Below are 14,865 nucleotides of genomic sequence, written 5' to 3'. Positions count from 1 at the left end.
GAAGCCGATAGCTCCCGAAACGAAAAAGGCGGCACCAGCGTGCCGCCTTTTCCTTGTTAGCCGCGAAAAACGCCTCAGCGGCGGCGGGTCAGGCTGCCGAGGATACCCCGCACCAGCGCACGGCCGACCGACGAGCCGACCGAGCGCACCACCGACTTGATCGCCGCCTCGGTAACCGTCTGGCGGTTGGAGGTGCGTGGCGCGGGCGCCCTGCGGGTGCGCCCCGAAGGTGCCGGCGCATTGCCGAAATCGGGCAGGGTCCAGCCCGACCCGCCATTGCCCTGGCCCTGCGTCTGCTCCTGGGCAGCCTGGGTCTCGGCCGCACGCTTCTGCAAAATCTCGAATGCCGATTCGCGATCGACGGTCCGATCGTACTGGCCGGCCACCGGGCTTTGCCCGATGATCTTCTGCCGCTCCTGCGGCGTCACCGGCCCGAGCCGCGACGACGGCGGACGGATCAGCGTGCGCTGGACCATGGACGGCACGCCCTTGTTCTCCAGCGTCGAGACCAGCGCCTCGCCGGTGCCGAGCTGGGTGATCGCCGTCGCGCAATCGAAATCGGGATTGGGCCGGAAGGTGTCGGCAGCCGTCTTCACCGCCTTCTGCTCGCGTGGCGTGTAGGCGCGCAACGCATGCTGGATGCGGTTGCCCAACTGCGCCAGCACGGTTTCGGGCACGTCGAGCGGGTTCTGGGTGACGAAATAGACGCCGACGCCCTTGGAGCGGATCAGCCGCACCACCTGCTCGACGCGGTCGACCAGCGCCTTGGGCGCGTCGTCGAACAAGAGATGCGCCTCATCGAAGAAGAACACCAGCTTCGGCTTGTCGGGGTCGCCGACTTCCGGCAGCACCTCGAACAGTTCCGACATCAGCCACAGCAGGAAGGTGGCGTAGAGGCGCGGATTCATCATCAGCTTGTCGGCGGCCAGCACGTTGATGGCGCCGCGGCCGTCGCGCGTGGTGCGCATCAGGTCGCTTATGTTCAGCGCCGGCTCGCCGAAGAAGTTGTTACCCCCCTGCTGCTCCAGCACCAGCAGCGAGCGCTGGATCGCGCCCACCGACTGCTTGGTGACATTGCCGTAGCGTGCGCCGATCTCGCCCGCCCGTTCGGCGATGTTGGAAAGCAGCGCCTGCAAATCCTTCATGTCGAGCAGCAGCAAGCCTTCCTCGTCGGCGATGCGGAAGGCGATGTTCATCACCCCTTCCTGCGCCTCGGTGAGGTTCATCAGCCGGGACAGGAGCAGCGGCCCCATTTCCGAAACGGTCGCCCGGATTGGATGGCCCTGCTCGCCGAACAGGTCCCAGAAAATCACCGGAAATTCCTGGAATTCATAGGGATCGAGATGGATTTCCTGCGCCCTCTTGGTGAGGAAGTCCTTGGCCTCGCCCATCATCGAAATGCCCGAAAGGTCGCCTTTGACGTCGGCGCAGAATACCGGCACACCGGCATTGGAGAAGCCTTCCGCCAGGATCTGCAAGGTCACCGTCTTGCCGGTACCGGTCGCGCCGGTGACCAGCCCGTGGCGGTTGCCGTAGCGCAGCAGCAGCTCCTGCGGCCCCTGATAGCTGTCGTCGGGCTTGCGGCTCGCGCCAAGAAAAATGCTGTCGTCACCGGCCATCATGAGTTCTCCGCAATCCCGATCGGTCCGCCCGCACAGGCCGCACCACTGGCAGGTATAGTAAGGCAGCAGCCAAATTCAAAGATGCAACTTCTTCCCTCACCCATCTGCTGCATTGCGGTAGATGGAGAGGAACCTTACACTGGCAAGGTCCCGGCCGATGCAGCGGCCCTGGGGGTGCAGCAAAGGAATCAATTCTTGACCGATAAAGCAGCAGATCGCCACGGCCAGGAGCAGCGGTGGCGGGACCTCGCCGAGAAGGCGCTTGGCAACGAGGTTCAGGACGGGCGCGCCGACCCGGCCACGCGACGATGGACGATTTGCCAGCGCATCGACGACCCGGATGTCGAAAGGGCCCGCGCGCAGATCGCCGAAGACCTTGCCCGGGGCGCGACAGGGCTGGCGCTGATTTTCGACGGTGCCCCCAACGCCTTCGGCTATGGTCTGCCCGGCACGGCCCAGGCGCTCGAGCGGGTGCTCGACGGCGTGCCGCTGGACAAGATTTACCTCCGCCTCGACGTTCACCCCGCCAGCCGCGCCATGGCCGACTGGCTGGTGACGCTGCTCAGCGGCGGCAAGGTCGATCCGTCCCGCCTCAACCTCTCCTTCGGCATCGATCCGGCCGCCACTTTCGCCGGCACCGGCCGGCTGCGCATGACCATCGAGGCCTTGCAGGCATCGATGCCGCAATCGCTGGCGCATTTCTTCGCCATGGACGTGCCGGGCATCCTGCTGGAGGCGGACGGGCGTGTGCTCAACAATGCCGGCGCCAGCGAGGCGCGGGAACTCGGCGCCATGCTGGCTTCGGCCGCCGCCCATCTGCGCCTGTTCCAGGAAGCGCGCCAGGCGCTGATCTATGCCGCGCCGCATATCGGCTTCGCGCTCGGAGTCGATGACGATGCGCGCCTTTCGGCCGCCAAGATCAAGGCGTTGCGGCGGCTGTGGCAACGTGTGCAGGAAGGTTTCGCAATCCCGCCGGCGCGGGCCAGCGTCCATGCCGAAACCTCGATGCGGTTCGTGGACAGGCACGACCTCGCCGGCAATGTCGCCCGCAATGCGGCCGCCTGCCTGGGTGCTGCCGCCGGCGGCGCGGATTCCATCGCCGTGCTGCCGCACACAATCGCCCACGGCCTGCCCGAAGGCGATGCCCGGCGCGTCGCCCGCAACATCCAGTTCCTCGTGGCTCAGGAAGATACGGCCATCGGCGACGTCGATGCGCTCATCGACAGCCTCTGCGAGCAGGCCTGGGCCGAATTCCAGCGTATCGAGCAGGAAGGCGGCATCCTGCCCAGCCTCAAGGCCGGCCACATACAGGCGCGCGTCAGGGCATCGGCCGAGGAGCGCCGGAAATCCCTTGCCGCCAACCGGGCCAGTTCCGCCGCATCCGGCGGCACCGTCCCGACCCTGCCGGCCGAGCGCCACCCCGCGCCCACCGACGGCGTCGTCTTCTGCGAGGCGCTGCTCCCCTTGAGGCTCGACGATCCGGTTGGTGTCGGTCAGTAGCGACCATTGTTATAATCCTTGTTGCAACATTTCCCACCAATATTATAATTGGCGTTGCAACAAGGAACGCTGCCATGAACACGACCATCCGCAAGATCGGTAATTCCGAGGGCGTCATCCTGCCGAAGGAATTGCTTGAGCGCTTGCATCTGCGCGCCGGCGATAGCGTCGTCATTGTTCAGGAAGGCGATGAGCTTCGCTTGCGCCGCATGGAGGACAGTGCCGAGGAATTCGAGCGCAAGATGAAGATCGCGCGCGAACGCATGAAGAAATACGAGGTCGCCTATCGCGTACTTGCCCAATGAGCGAGTACCACACTCGCGAATTCGTCGAGGCGATGCATGCCGAACAGTTGCGGCTGCACGGCGGCGCTCCCGGCGTGCGTGACGAAGGCATGCTGGAATCCGCCCTGGCCCGCCCGCTGCAAAAGGAAGCTTATGGCGAGCCTGATCTTTGCGAGCTAGCGGCTGCATATCTTTTTGGGATAGCCAAGAACCACCCTTTCGTGGACGGCAACAAGCGCACCGCTTTCGCGGCGGCCGATCTTTTCCTCTATTTCAATGGCCTGAGCATTGAAGCCACACCAGAAGAGATCATCACTCTTGTGCTCAAGGTCGCCGCCGGCGAGATCGACGAAGCCGGCGCGGCCGCTTTTTTCCGCGACCATACGGTGCCGGTCGAGGAGTGAAGCTATCAGGCTTCCGCCGATAGCCCCACGATCTCCCATTCACGGCCGTTGACGGCGACGAGTTCGCCGGTCTTCTTGCCAAACAGCGCCTGCGCCATCGGCGAGACGTGCGAGATCGAGCCTTTCGCCGGATCGGCCTCGTCCTCACCCACGATCCGCCACCGCGCCGCCTTGCCGTCCTCGTCTTCCAGCGCCACCGTCATGCCGAAGCGCACGACATCGGAAGCGGCGTCCGGAACGGACAGTTCGGCGCTTTCGCGCCGCGCGGTCCAGTAGCGCAGGTCGCGTGCCGCCAGCGCCACGCGTTCCCGGTCGGATTCGGCCTCGGCCCGCGCCATGTCCTCACGCAAACGGCCAAGTTCGGCCTCGATCATGGCAAGGCCGGCCGCCGTCACGAGATTGCGATGCGGGCTGACGGGGCGCTCGCCCAATACGGCCGCCGCATTCTCGGTATCCTCTTCGCGCGTGAAAGCCCTGCTCATGACCTTCTCAGTTCAACGCCTCGGAGGGTCGCACCTGTCCGACCTCGACATCGTTGCGGCTCAGGATCGGCTGCACCGCCTGCCGACGCAGTTCCCTCGCCAGTTCTTCCTCGCCGGCCATCAGCCTTGCCAGCACGCCGGCAATCATGGATTCGGCGGCGCGGACCGCGCCGTCATCGCATTTCAGCGCGATGCCGAGCCCCAGTTCCGGTATGGCGGCGCAATAGACACCTTCCGCCCCCATCTTGACGAAGATGCGGCCGGGTGCCGCTTTCATCAGGCTTTCATCGGCGCGGCCGGTTCCGGACACCAGAAACGGTTCCGCCATGCAGGCTGAAAGCAGGCGCTGCGCCGCCTTCGCCCGCACCGGCCCCAGCCCGTTGCCGGTTGCCATTCTTGCAAAGCCGGCGGCGAAACGGCGCAGCGGTACGGCATAGGTGGGGATGGAGCAGCCGTCGGTGCCGCAATGGTCCACGTCATGCGCCGCACCCGTCACCGTTTCCATGGCATCGCGCACCATGCCCTGCAATTCGTGGCCGGCATTCACATAGCCGCGATGGGCGATCCCGGAGTGGCAACAGGCGCACAGAAAGCCCGCATGCTTGCCCGAACAGTTGTTGTGCAACGCATTGGGCTCGCCGCCGGCGCGCGCCAATGTCACCGTCGCCGCGTGGCTGCTCGGCCAGTGGCTGCCGCACTCCAGCGCCGCCTCGTCCAGTCCGGCGCGTGCCAGCATGGAGCGCGCCGTCTCGACATGCTCCGGCTCACCGGAATGGGAGGCGCAGGCCAGCGCCAGTTCGCGGTCGCCGAAGCCATAGGCGTCGGCCGCACCGCTTTCGACCAGCGGCAGCGCCTGGATCGCCTTCACCGCCGAGCGCGGAAACACCGGCCTTGCCGTATCGCCGATTTCCCAGACGGTTTTGCCGTCGGCATCGCAGACCGCCACCGCGCCGCGATGGGCGCTCTCCACCACGGCGCCGCGAAGCACCTCGACCAGAACCGGATTTGCCATGTCTGCGATCCTGCTCCCGCGTTACCGGATACGGTCGAGGATCGACACATAGTTGGCGACGGCCGCGCCCCCCATGTTGAAGATGCCGCCGAGCCTGGCATTCGGCACCTGGATGCCGCCTGCCTCGCCCGCCAGTTGCATCGACGTCAGCACGTGCATCGACACGCCGGTCGCCCCGATCGGATGGCCCTTGGCCTTCAACCCGCCGGAGGGATTGACCGGCAGCTTGCCGTCCTTGGCGGTATAGCCTTCCAGCACCAGCTTTGCCCCCTCACCGCGCTTTGCCAGCCCCATCGCCTCATATTCGATCAGTTCGGCGATGGTGAAGCAGTCGTGCGTCTCGACGAAGGACAAGTCGTCCAGCGTCACGCCAGCCGTCTTCAAGGCTTGCGCCCAGGCCTGCTCGCAGCCCTCGAACAGCAGGATGTCGCGCTTCGACATCGGCAGGAAATCCTGCACATGCTCATTGGCCCGGAAGGCGATCGCCCTGCGCATGGAAAGCGCAGTCGTCGCATCGGTCAGCACCAGCGCCGCGGCACCGTCCGAAACCAGCGAGCAGTCGGTGCGTTTCAGCGGTCCGGCCACGAAAGGGTTTTTCTCGCTTTCCTGCCGGCAGAAGTCGTAGCCGAGATCCTTGCGCATCTGCGCATAGGGATTGTCGACGCCGTTCTTGTGGTTCTTGGCCGCGATCGCGGCCAGCGCATCGGACTGGTCGCCATAGCGCTGGAAATAGGCGTGCGCGATCTTGCCGAACACACCGGCGAAACCGGCCGGCGTATCGCCATCCTCCGGCAGGTAGGAGGCCTTGAGCAGATTGGCGCCGATCTCGGGGCCGGGCGTGGTCGTCATCTGCTCGGCGCCCACCACCAGCACGAAACGCGCGCCGCTATCGACGGCGCGAATGCCCTGCCGCACGGCGGCCGAGCCGGTGGCGCAGGCGTTCTCCACCCGCGTCGCCGGCTTGAAGCGCAGCCGATCGTCGGTCTGCAGCACCAGGCTGGCGGTGAAATCCTGCGCCGAGAAGCCGGCGTTGAAATGGCCCAGCACGATCTCGCCGACATCTTCGGGCCCGATGCCCGCATGCTCCATCGCCTCTGCGGCAACCTTGGTGATGAGGCTTTCCAGCGTTTCGCCTTCCAGCTTGCCGAAGCGCGAATGCGCCCAGCCGACGATACATGCGGTCATGGAACTGTCCTTCCAGATGAACCAGCCCGCCCTGCGAGCTTCCTCCTTGCCCAAGATGGACATCCGCGGGCGTGCCGTAAAGAGCCGTTTTGCATTGCAGCATCATGATTGCGAATTTTTGATTGATTGATCAGTCAATAAAAAATAATCTTGCCGGCAAGAGGATCGGAATAATGCCCAAAATCGGAATGGAACCGCTGCGCCGCAGGGCGCTGATCGATGCCACCATCTCGACCATCGGCGAGCGTGGCACGCTCAATGTCACCGTTGCCGAGATCGCCGGGCGGGCCGGTGTCTCATCGGCCCTGGCGCATCACTATTTCGGTCCGAAGGAAGAGCTTCTGCAGGCCACGATGCGACAATTGCTGGCCGATTTGGGCCGCGACGCCGTCTCCGCCCTGGGCAGGGCCGCCACACCGCGCGAACGGATGTCGGCGATCATCGCCGTCAACTTCAATACCGGCCAGTTCCGCGAAGAAACCGTGCATGCGTGGCTCGCCTTCTATGTCGAGGCGCAGAACTCGCCGCCGCTGCGCCGCCTGCTGCGCGTCTACGCAAGGCGCCTGCATTCCAACCTGATGAGCGGTCTTTTGCCGCTCGTCCCGCGCCCGGAGGCCGAGCGCATGGCCGAGGCCATCGCCGCCATGATCGACGGGCTCTACATCCGCCGCGCCCTGCGCGACGGCCTGCCCAATCCGGCAAGCGCCACCGCGCTTGTCGAGGACTATGTCGACGCGAAGCTCAAGCAGCAGGCCAACACCCCATGACCGCTCGTCCGAACATCCTCATCCTCATGGTCGACCAGCTTGCCGGAACGCTGTTTCCGGACGGTCCGGCCGATTTCCTGCATGCGCCGCATTTGAAGGGGCTGGCGGCCCGCTCGGCCCGCTTCCGCAACAACTACACCGCCTCGCCGCTTTGCGCGCCGGCGCGCGCCTCCTTCATGAGCGGCCAGCTTCCGTCGCGCACCGGCGTCTATGACAACGCGGCCGAATTCGTCTCGTCGATCCCCACTTTCGCCCATCATCTGCGCGCCGCGGGCTACCACACCTGCCTGTCGGGCAAGATGCATTTCGTCGGGCCGGACCAGTTGCACGGCTTCGAGGAGCGGCTGACCACCGACATCTATCCGGCCGATTTCGGCTGGACGCCGGACTACCGCAAGCCCGGCGAGCGCATCGACTGGTGGTATCACAACCTCGGCTCCGTCACCGGGGCGGGCGTGGCCGAGATCACCAACCAGATGGAATATGACGACGAGGTCGCCTTCCTCGCCGGCCAGAAGCTCTACGACCTGTCGCGCCAGTCCGACGATGCCGGCCGCCGCCCCTGGTGCCTGACCGTCTCCTTCACCCACCCGCACGACCCCTATGTCGCGCGCCGCCAGTACTGGGACCTCTACGAGGGCTGCCCGCAACTGGAGCCGGAAACCGGCTTCATCCCCTATGACGAGCAGGATCCGCATTCGCAGCGCCTCTACCTCGCCAGCGACTACGCCAGCTTCGACATCACGCCGGAGCAGGTGCGCCGCTCGCGCCGCGGCTATTTCGCCAACATCTCCTACATCGACGACAAGGTCGGCGAACTGCTTGCCGTGCTCGAACGCACGCGCATGCTGGACGACACCGTCATCCTGTTCTGCTCCGACCATGGCGACATGCTGGGCGAGCGTGGCCTGTGGTTCAAGATGAGCTTCTTCGAGGGCTCCTGCCGCGTGCCGCTGATGGTTGCCGGCAAGGGTATCGAGCCCGCCCGCATCGACGCGGCGGTGTCCAACCTCGATATCTGCCCGACGCTGTGCGACCTCGCCGGCATCGACATTTCCGGCATCATGCCATGGACGGACGGGCAATCGCTCAAGCCGCTCCTGCAAGGCAGCGAGCGCGGCAAACCCGTGCTGATGGAGTATGCGGCCGAGGGCTCCTATGCACCGCTGGTCGCCATCCGCGACGGCAGATACAAGTTCGTGCATTGCGAGATCGACCCGCCGCAACTGTTTGATCTGGAATCCGATCCGCTCGAACTGACCAATCTCGCCGCCGACCCGCAGCATGCCGATCTGGTTGCCGCCTTCATGGAAAAGGTCCGCGCCCGCTGGGACATGGCGGGCTTCGACGCGGCCGTGCGCCAGAGCCAGGCGCGGCGCTGGGTGGTCTATCCGGCGCTGCGCAACGGCGCCTATTTCCCATGGGATTTCCAGCCGCTCAGGCAGGCTTCCGAGCGCTACATGCGCAACCACATGGACCTCAATGTTCTGGAAGACCAGAAACGCTTCCCGCGAGGAGAATGAGATGATCACTGTCTGGGGCAGAGCTACATCCTCGAACGTGCAGACCGTCATGTGGGCATTGGCGGAACTCGACCTTGCTCATGAGAGGATCGACGCCGGCGGCCCGTTCGGCGGGCTCGACAGTGTGCAGTTCGCGGCAATGAACCCCAACCGGCTGGTGCCGGTGCTGCGAGACGGCGGTGAATATCTGTGGGAAAGCGCCTCGATCGTCCGCTACCTGGGCGCACGCTATGGCTCGGAGCAATTCTGGCCGGTCGACCCGCTGAAGCGGGCTAAGCTCGACCAGTGGAGCGACTGGACCAAGACGACGCTGGTGCCGGCCTTTCTCGGCAAGGTCTTCCTGCCGATCATCAGCGCCAAGCCCGGCGCACGCGACGACGTCGCCATCGCCAAGGGCGTGGCCGATCTGACAAAGGTCCTGCAGGTCTTCGAAGAGAGGTTGCGCGAGGGGTCCTATCTGGGTGGAGATGCACCCTGTTTTGCCGACATCGTCGCCGGCACCCTCCTCTACCGCTACTTCACGCTCGAAATCGAACGTGCTCGCCTGCCCCACCTCGAAGCCTATTACGACCGGCTCACGCAACGGCCGGCCTACGCCCGGCACGTTATGATTTCCTATGAAAGCATGAGGGCGAAATGACCTCCCGGCTCGAGGCTGATTTCGTCATCATCGGTTCCGGCTCGGCCGGCTCGGCCATGGCCTACCGGCTGTCCGAGGACGGCAGGCATTCGGTCATCGTCATCGAATATGGCGGCACCGATATCGGGCCGCTGATCCAGATGCCGTCCGCCCTGTCGATCCCGCTCAACATGCCGCTCTACGACTGGGGCTTCGCCAGCGAACCGGAGCCGCATCTGGGCGGGCGCGTTCTCGCCACCCCGCGCGGCAAGGTGCTTGGCGGCTCCTCCTCCATTAACGGCATGGTCTATGTGCGCGGCCACGCTCACGATTTCGACCACTGGGCCGAGGAAGGCGCTGCCGGCTGGAGCTATGCGGACGTGCTGCCCTACTTCAAGCGCATGGAGCATTCGCATGGCGGCGAGGAAGGCTGGCGCGGCACCGACGGGCCTTTGCATGTCCAGCGCGGCAAGCGCGAGAACCCGCTCTATGCCGCCTTCATCGAGGCAGGCCAGCAGGCAGGCTTCGAACTGACGCGAGACTATAACGGCTCCAAGCAGGAAGGTTTCGGGCCGATGGAGCAGACGATCCATGGCGGCCGCCGCTGGTCCACCGCAAATGCCTATCTGCGCCCTGCCCTGAAACGGAAAAACGTTAACCTGGTCAGCGGCTTCGCGCGGAAAGTCGTCATCGAGAATCAACGCGCCACCGGCGTCGAGATCGAGGTTCGCGGACAGATTCAGGTCGTTAAGGCGCGACGTGAGGTGATCGTCGCCGCCTCTTCGATCAACTCGCCGAAAATCCTGATGCTGTCGGGCATCGGCCCTGCGCAGCACCTGCAGGACAACGGCATCGCCGTGGTCGCCGACCGGCCAGGCGTCGGGGCCAATCTCCAGGACCATCTCGAACTCTACATCCAGCAGGAATCGACCCAGCCGATCACGCTGAACTCCGTGCTCAACCCCTTCTCCAAGGCGCTGATCGGCGCGCGCTGGCTGCTGTTCAAGAGCGGGCTCGGCGCCACCAACCATTTCGAGGCGGCCGCCTTCCTGCGCTCCGCGCCCGGCATCGACTATCCCGACATCCAGTATCATTTCATCCCCGCCGCCGTCCGCTATGACGGCAAGGCGGTGGCCAACACGCACGGCTTCCAGGCCCATGTCGGCCCGATGCGCTCCAAGTCGCGCGGCTCGGTCACGCTGCGTTCGCCCGATGCCTGGGACAAGCCGGTCATCCGCTTCAACTACATGTCGCACCCGGACGACTGGACCGAGTTCCGCCACTGCATCCGCCTCACCCGCGAGATCTTTTCGCAAGCCGCCTTCGACCCCTATCGCGGCAAGGAGATTTCTCCCGGCAGCCATGTGCAGACCGACGCGGAGCTCGACGCCTTCATTCGCGACCACGCCGAGAGCGCGCTGCATCCCTGCGGCACCTGCCGCATGGGCCGCGCCGACGATCCGTTGAGCGTGGTGGACCCCGAATGCCGGGTGATCGGCGTGGAAGGGCTGCGGCTGGCGGATTCCTCCATCTTCCCGCGCATCACCAACGGCAATCTCAACGGACCGTCGATCATGACCGGCGAGAAGGCCGCCGACCATATTCTCGGCCGCACGCCGCTGCCGCCCTCCAATCAGGAACCGTGGATCAATCCGCGCTGGCAACAGTCGGACAGATAAGCCAAAGTCCCTTCAACCGATCCGATGGAATTACCGGAGCCTGCCATGCGCGCCCAGCCGACCGCCTCCCATTATGTCAACGGTCGCTATATCGACGACGATCGCGGCGCGGAGATTGCCGTCATCTACCCGGCCACCGGCGAGCGCATCGCCACGCTGCATGCGGCCACGCCCAACATCGTCGAACTGGCGATAGAATCGGCGCGCGCCGCGCAAGCCGAATGGGCGCGCATCAAGCCGGTCGAGCGCGGCCGCATCCTGCGCCGCGCCGCTGATATCCTGCGCGACCGCAACGAGGCGCTGGCGCGGCTCGAAACCCTCGACACCGGCAAGGCCATCCAGGAAACGCTGGTCGCCGACGCCCCTTCCGCCGCCGACTGCCTCGAATATTTCGCGGGCGCCGTCGCCAGCTTCAACGGCGAGTTCATCGACCTTGGCGGCCCCTTCGCCTATACGCGCCGCGAGCCGCTCGGCATCTGCGTCGGCATCGGCGCGTGGAACTATCCGATCCAGATCGCCGGCTGGAAATCGGCCCCGGCGCTCGCCATGGGCAACGCCATGGTGTTCAAGCCGTCCGAGAATACGCCGCTCTCGGCACTGGCGCTGGCCGAAATCTATTCCGAGGCGGGATTGCCCGATGGCCTGTTCAACGTGGTGCAGGGCTATGGCGAAGTGGGCGCTTCGCTGGTCGGCCATCCGTCCGTCGCCAAGGTCTCCGTCACGGGCTCGGTCGCCACCGGCAAGCGCGTCCTGGCGCAGGCCGGCGCGGAGATGAAGCACGCCACCATGGAACTCGGCGGCAAGTCGCCGCTCATCGTCTTCGACGATGCGGACCTCGAAAACGCCATCGGCGGCGCGATGCTCGGCAATTTCTATTCCACCGGGCAGGTCTGCTCCAACGGCACCCGCGTCTTCGTCCAGAAAAGCGTGCACGACCGTTTCGTCGAGCGCCTTGTCGAGCGCACCAAGAAAATCCGCATCGGTGATCCGCTCGATCCCGAGACCCAGATGGGACCGCTGGTCAACAAGGCCCAGCACGAGCGCGTGCTGTCCTATATCGAGGCCGGCAAGCAGGATGGGGCGACGCTCGCCTGCGGCGGCAACGTCCCCGCCCTGCAAGGCTTCGACGGCGGTTTCTTCGTGGAACCCACCGTCTTCACCGGCGCGACCGACGATATGCGCATCGCCCGCGAGGAAATCTTCGGGCCGGTGATGAGCGTGCTTTCCTTCGACGGGGAAGACGAGGTGATCGACCGCGCCAACGGCACCGAATTCGGCCTTGCCGCCGGAGTCTTCACCCGCGACATGGCCCGTGCCCACCGCGTCATCGGGGAATTGCAGGCCGGCACCTGCTGGATCAACGCCTACAACCTCACCCCCGTCGAGATGCCGTTCGGCGGCTACAAGCAATCCGGCATCGGGCGCGAGAATTCACTGGCCGCCCTCCAGCACTATTCGCAGGTCAAGTCGGTCTATGTGGAGACCGGCGACGTGGACAGCCCCTACTGACACAAGACCTGCCAGACCGGCATCAGCCTATGCCGCCGAGCCCCTTTCCTCCGTGCTGTCCAGATACTGCATCAGCGCGTAGACGAGGTGGTAGAAGATCGAGGCCGGCACCTCGGCAGCCACCGAGCGGCCGCGCTCGTCGATGCGGTCGATCCACAGTCCGACAGGCGCCGGATCGATATGCCAGCGGAACAGGCGACCCACGCGCGCCTCGATCTCCGGCTTGAGGTCCGGTCCGTCCGCCATATCCAGCGCGATGGAAGCCTTGATCGCCTCCGTCTGCGGCCAGCTTCGCGACACGAGATCGAGCGGCATGCCCTGCTTCGACACCGCGCCATAGGCAAGCCCCGTCGCCCGGTTGAGCCCGTTGGCGACGGCCGAGGCGTAGAGCTTGCGGGCATAGGTCGTCAGGCTGGTCTGGCCGCTGCGATTGGCGAAGTCGATCAGCAGCGAGGCCCATTCGAAATGATGACCGGGTTCCGTCCAGTCGCCCTTGCCGTCCGGGGCCGCAGCCCAGCCATCCTGAAAATATTCGCCCACGGTCCATGAGTCCGCATCGAAGAAGTAGCTGCGGAACAGATCGACGATGCGCGCGGCGCGGCGCAGGTAGGTGCGGTCGCCGGTCGCCTCATGCCAGGCGAGAAACGCCTCCAGCAAGTGCATGTGCGGATTGGAGCGGCGCAGGCTGCCGCCCTCCGGCGCTTCGAGGAAGCCGGCAAGGCTGCTGTCTTCCAGATGCTCGTCGACGAAGGCAAAGGTCTCCCGGCCAAGCTGCAACGCATCCGGATTGCCGCACATATGGGCATGGGCAAGCGCCAGAAGCACGCAGGAATGGTCGTAAGCATCTTCCGTCGCATCGCTCACCGAGCCATCGACATTGAAGGTACGCACCCAGCCGCCCCGGTCGGTACGCCCGCGCGACATGAATTCGAGGCCATGGGCGATCAGCCGGTCGGCGGGACCGTCCCAGCCGCGCGCCCTGGCGACGGCAAAGCCGTAGACCTGCCGCGCCATGGTGCGCATGCGCTTCGGCCTGGCCAGCGGCACCGCGTCGAGGCCCAGCGCCTCGTGGAAGCCGCCGTGGCGCTCATCAACCCCCACGGTAGACCACAGCGGCAGCGCCTCCTCGAACAGCCAGTGCCGCACGCGGCTGCGCCATGCGCCGCTTTCCACGACGCGGTCATGCGAGGGCGTGAAGCGTGTTTCCAGCCGGCCGCTCTTTTCGAGCTGCTGCACCACCTTGCGCACATTCTGGCTGTGCGACACCGGGGCCACGAAAGTGGCATCGGCGGTGGCGACGACTGCCGTATCCTTCAGCCCGACCGCCGACAGAAGCCGTCCATGGCTGCGGATGTAGGAATTCTGGCAATCGATGGCGACGACATCGCCGATGATGACATTTCCGTTTTCATCCGAAGGCCCGACATCGAGCAGCGACTGCCAGGAGCCGAGGTCGTTCCAGCGGAATCCGGCCGGCACCATGGCGATGCCCTCGGCCCGCTCCATTACCGCATAGTCGATGGAATCGGAGGGAATCGCCGCATAGAGCTCTTCCGGCATGTAGAGGCCGGAAAGATCGCTTGTGGCCGCCGCGAAGGCCTTTTCCGTGGCAGCCCAGATGTCCGGCTGGAAGCGCAGGAAGGCATCGCGCATGACGCTTGCCCGGAACAGGAAAATGCCGGCGTTCCAGTAGTAATTGCCCGCCGCGACATATTTCCGCGCGGTTTCGAGATCGGGCTTTTCCACGAAGCGCGACACGTCGAACACGCCGCCATGTTCCGCGCCGACCTCGATATAGCCATAGCCGGTCTCGGGCTGGTCGGGGCGAATGCCGAACACCACCAGCCGCCCCTCGCCCGCCGCTGGGGCGCCCTGCTCCACCGTCTGCCAGAACTGCGCCGTGGTGAAAATCTCGTGGTCGGACGGCACCACCAGCACGAGGCTGTCGCCGAAATCGGCCAAGGTGCGCAGCGTGGCCAGCGCGACGGCGGCGGCCGTGTTGCGGCCCACCGGCTCGAACAGCACCCCGCCGCCGGCGAGGTCCATGCCGTTGACGTCGGCATGGACGCGCCCGGCATGGCGTTCGGAAGCGATCAGGAACACCGGTGCGGCGCCAGCCGTGCGCCCGGTCATGCGCCGCAGCGTCTTGGCCAGCATGGAGCCGTCGCCCGACAGGTCATGGAACTGCTTGGGATTGTCCTCGCGCGAGAGCGGCCACAGCCGCGAGCCCACGCCGCCGCTCATCACGAAACAGGCAATACGCTCGCTCATGTCTGCGC

14 protein-coding genes are annotated in these 14,865 nt (G+C 65.5%); 9 read left to right on the top strand and 5 right to left on the bottom strand.

Annotated elements, in window-relative coordinates; translation table 11 throughout:
• Window positions 1-74: 74 nt before the first annotated feature.
• Window positions 75-1,619: a helicase HerA-like C-terminal domain-containing protein gene (locus ACVCNR_RS15190; protein WP_354193058.1), complete on the bottom strand. Its 1,545-nt coding sequence runs from the start codon at window positions 1,617-1,619 to the stop codon at window positions 75-77.
• Window positions 1,620-1,817: 198 nt separating this feature from the next.
• Here ACVCNR_RS15190 and ACVCNR_RS15185 point away from each other — a divergent pair, with 198 nt between their 5' ends.
• The 3 genes from ACVCNR_RS15185 to ACVCNR_RS15175 all read left to right on the top strand — a co-directional run bounded on the left by ACVCNR_RS15185 (window position 1,818) and on the right by ACVCNR_RS15175 (window position 3,810).
• Window positions 1,818-3,122, top strand: coding sequence for a methylmalonyl-CoA mutase family protein (locus ACVCNR_RS15185; protein ID WP_447075372.1), 1,305 nt, complete (start codon window positions 1,818-1,820; stop codon window positions 3,120-3,122).
• A 74-nt stretch (window positions 3,123-3,196) separates the two neighbouring features.
• Complete coding sequence (locus ACVCNR_RS15180; RefSeq protein WP_447075371.1) at window positions 3,197-3,427, top strand: AbrB/MazE/SpoVT family DNA-binding domain-containing protein; 231 nt, start codon at window positions 3,197-3,199, stop codon at window positions 3,425-3,427.
• Window positions 3,424-3,810, top strand: coding sequence for a type II toxin-antitoxin system death-on-curing family toxin (locus ACVCNR_RS15175; protein ID WP_447075370.1), 387 nt, complete (start codon window positions 3,424-3,426; stop codon window positions 3,808-3,810). Before ACVCNR_RS15180 ends, ACVCNR_RS15175 begins: the two co-directional genes overlap by 4 nt.
• 5 nt (window positions 3,811-3,815) lie before the next feature.
• On the opposite strand, the gene greA is transcribed toward ACVCNR_RS15175, so the two are convergent.
• The 3 genes from greA to ACVCNR_RS15160 are packed head-to-tail and all read right to left on the bottom strand — an operon-like array spanning window position 3,816 to window position 6,489.
• Window positions 3,816-4,292: a transcription elongation factor GreA gene (gene greA / locus ACVCNR_RS15170; protein WP_447075369.1), complete on the bottom strand. Its 477-nt coding sequence runs from the start codon at window positions 4,290-4,292 to the stop codon at window positions 3,816-3,818.
• 7 nt (window positions 4,293-4,299) lie between these two features.
• On the bottom strand, window positions 4,300-5,304 hold the full coding sequence (locus ACVCNR_RS15165) for an asparaginase (protein WP_447075368.1): 1,005 nt from the start codon (window positions 5,302-5,304) through the stop codon (window positions 4,300-4,302).
• 21 nt (window positions 5,305-5,325) lie between these two features.
• The gene (locus tag ACVCNR_RS15160; protein WP_354192999.1) at window positions 5,326-6,489 is read right to left on the bottom strand and encodes an acetyl-CoA acetyltransferase; all 1,164 of its coding nucleotides are present in this window, start codon (window positions 6,487-6,489) and stop codon (window positions 5,326-5,328) included.
• Between ACVCNR_RS15160 and ACVCNR_RS15155 the strand changes: the two genes are divergently transcribed.
• Genes ACVCNR_RS15155 through betB form a run of 6 tightly spaced genes read left to right on the top strand, consistent with a single transcriptional unit; the run spans window position 6,488 to window position 12,586 of the window.
• Window positions 6,488-6,619: a hypothetical protein gene (locus tag ACVCNR_RS15155; RefSeq protein WP_447075367.1), complete on the top strand. Its 132-nt coding sequence runs from the start codon at window positions 6,488-6,490 to the stop codon at window positions 6,617-6,619. The genes ACVCNR_RS15160 and ACVCNR_RS15155 overlap by 2 nt on opposite strands.
• 43 nt (window positions 6,620-6,662) lie before the next feature.
• Complete coding sequence (betI, locus tag ACVCNR_RS15150; RefSeq protein ID WP_354193001.1) at window positions 6,663-7,256, top strand: choline-binding transcriptional repressor BetI; 594 nt, start codon at window positions 6,663-6,665, stop codon at window positions 7,254-7,256.
• Window positions 7,253-8,779 carry a choline-sulfatase gene (gene betC, locus ACVCNR_RS15145; protein ID WP_447075366.1) on the top strand — a complete coding sequence of 509 codons (1,527 nt, stop codon included), beginning with the start codon at window positions 7,253-7,255 and terminating at the stop codon, window positions 8,777-8,779. The genes betI and betC overlap by 4 nt, the downstream gene beginning before the upstream one ends.
• Before the next feature lies 1 nt (window position 8,780).
• Window positions 8,781-9,419 (top strand): glutathione S-transferase family protein, encoded by a 639-nt coding sequence (locus ACVCNR_RS15140; RefSeq protein WP_354193003.1) that lies wholly within the window; start codon window positions 8,781-8,783, stop codon window positions 9,417-9,419.
• Complete coding sequence (betA, locus tag ACVCNR_RS15135) at window positions 9,416-11,077, top strand: choline dehydrogenase (protein ID WP_447075365.1); 1,662 nt, start codon at window positions 9,416-9,418, stop codon at window positions 11,075-11,077. Before ACVCNR_RS15140 ends, betA begins: the two co-directional genes overlap by 4 nt.
• Before the next feature lie 45 nt (window positions 11,078-11,122).
• On the top strand, window positions 11,123-12,586 hold the full coding sequence (gene betB / locus ACVCNR_RS15130; RefSeq protein ID WP_447075364.1) for a betaine-aldehyde dehydrogenase: 1,464 nt from the start codon (window positions 11,123-11,125) through the stop codon (window positions 12,584-12,586).
• Window positions 12,587-12,613: 27 nt separating this feature from the next.
• Here the strand turns inward: betB and ACVCNR_RS15125 are convergent, their stop codons facing one another.
• Window positions 12,614-14,857 (bottom strand): mannose-1-phosphate guanylyltransferase/mannose-6-phosphate isomerase, encoded by a 2,244-nt coding sequence (locus ACVCNR_RS15125; RefSeq protein WP_447075363.1) that lies wholly within the window; start codon window positions 14,855-14,857, stop codon window positions 12,614-12,616.
• Between the last annotated feature and the right edge of the window lie 8 nt (window positions 14,858-14,865).

The sequence above is a fragment of the Aquamicrobium terrae genome, assembly GCF_052978165.1.
This window is presented reverse-complemented; position numbering and strand designations above follow the sequence as displayed.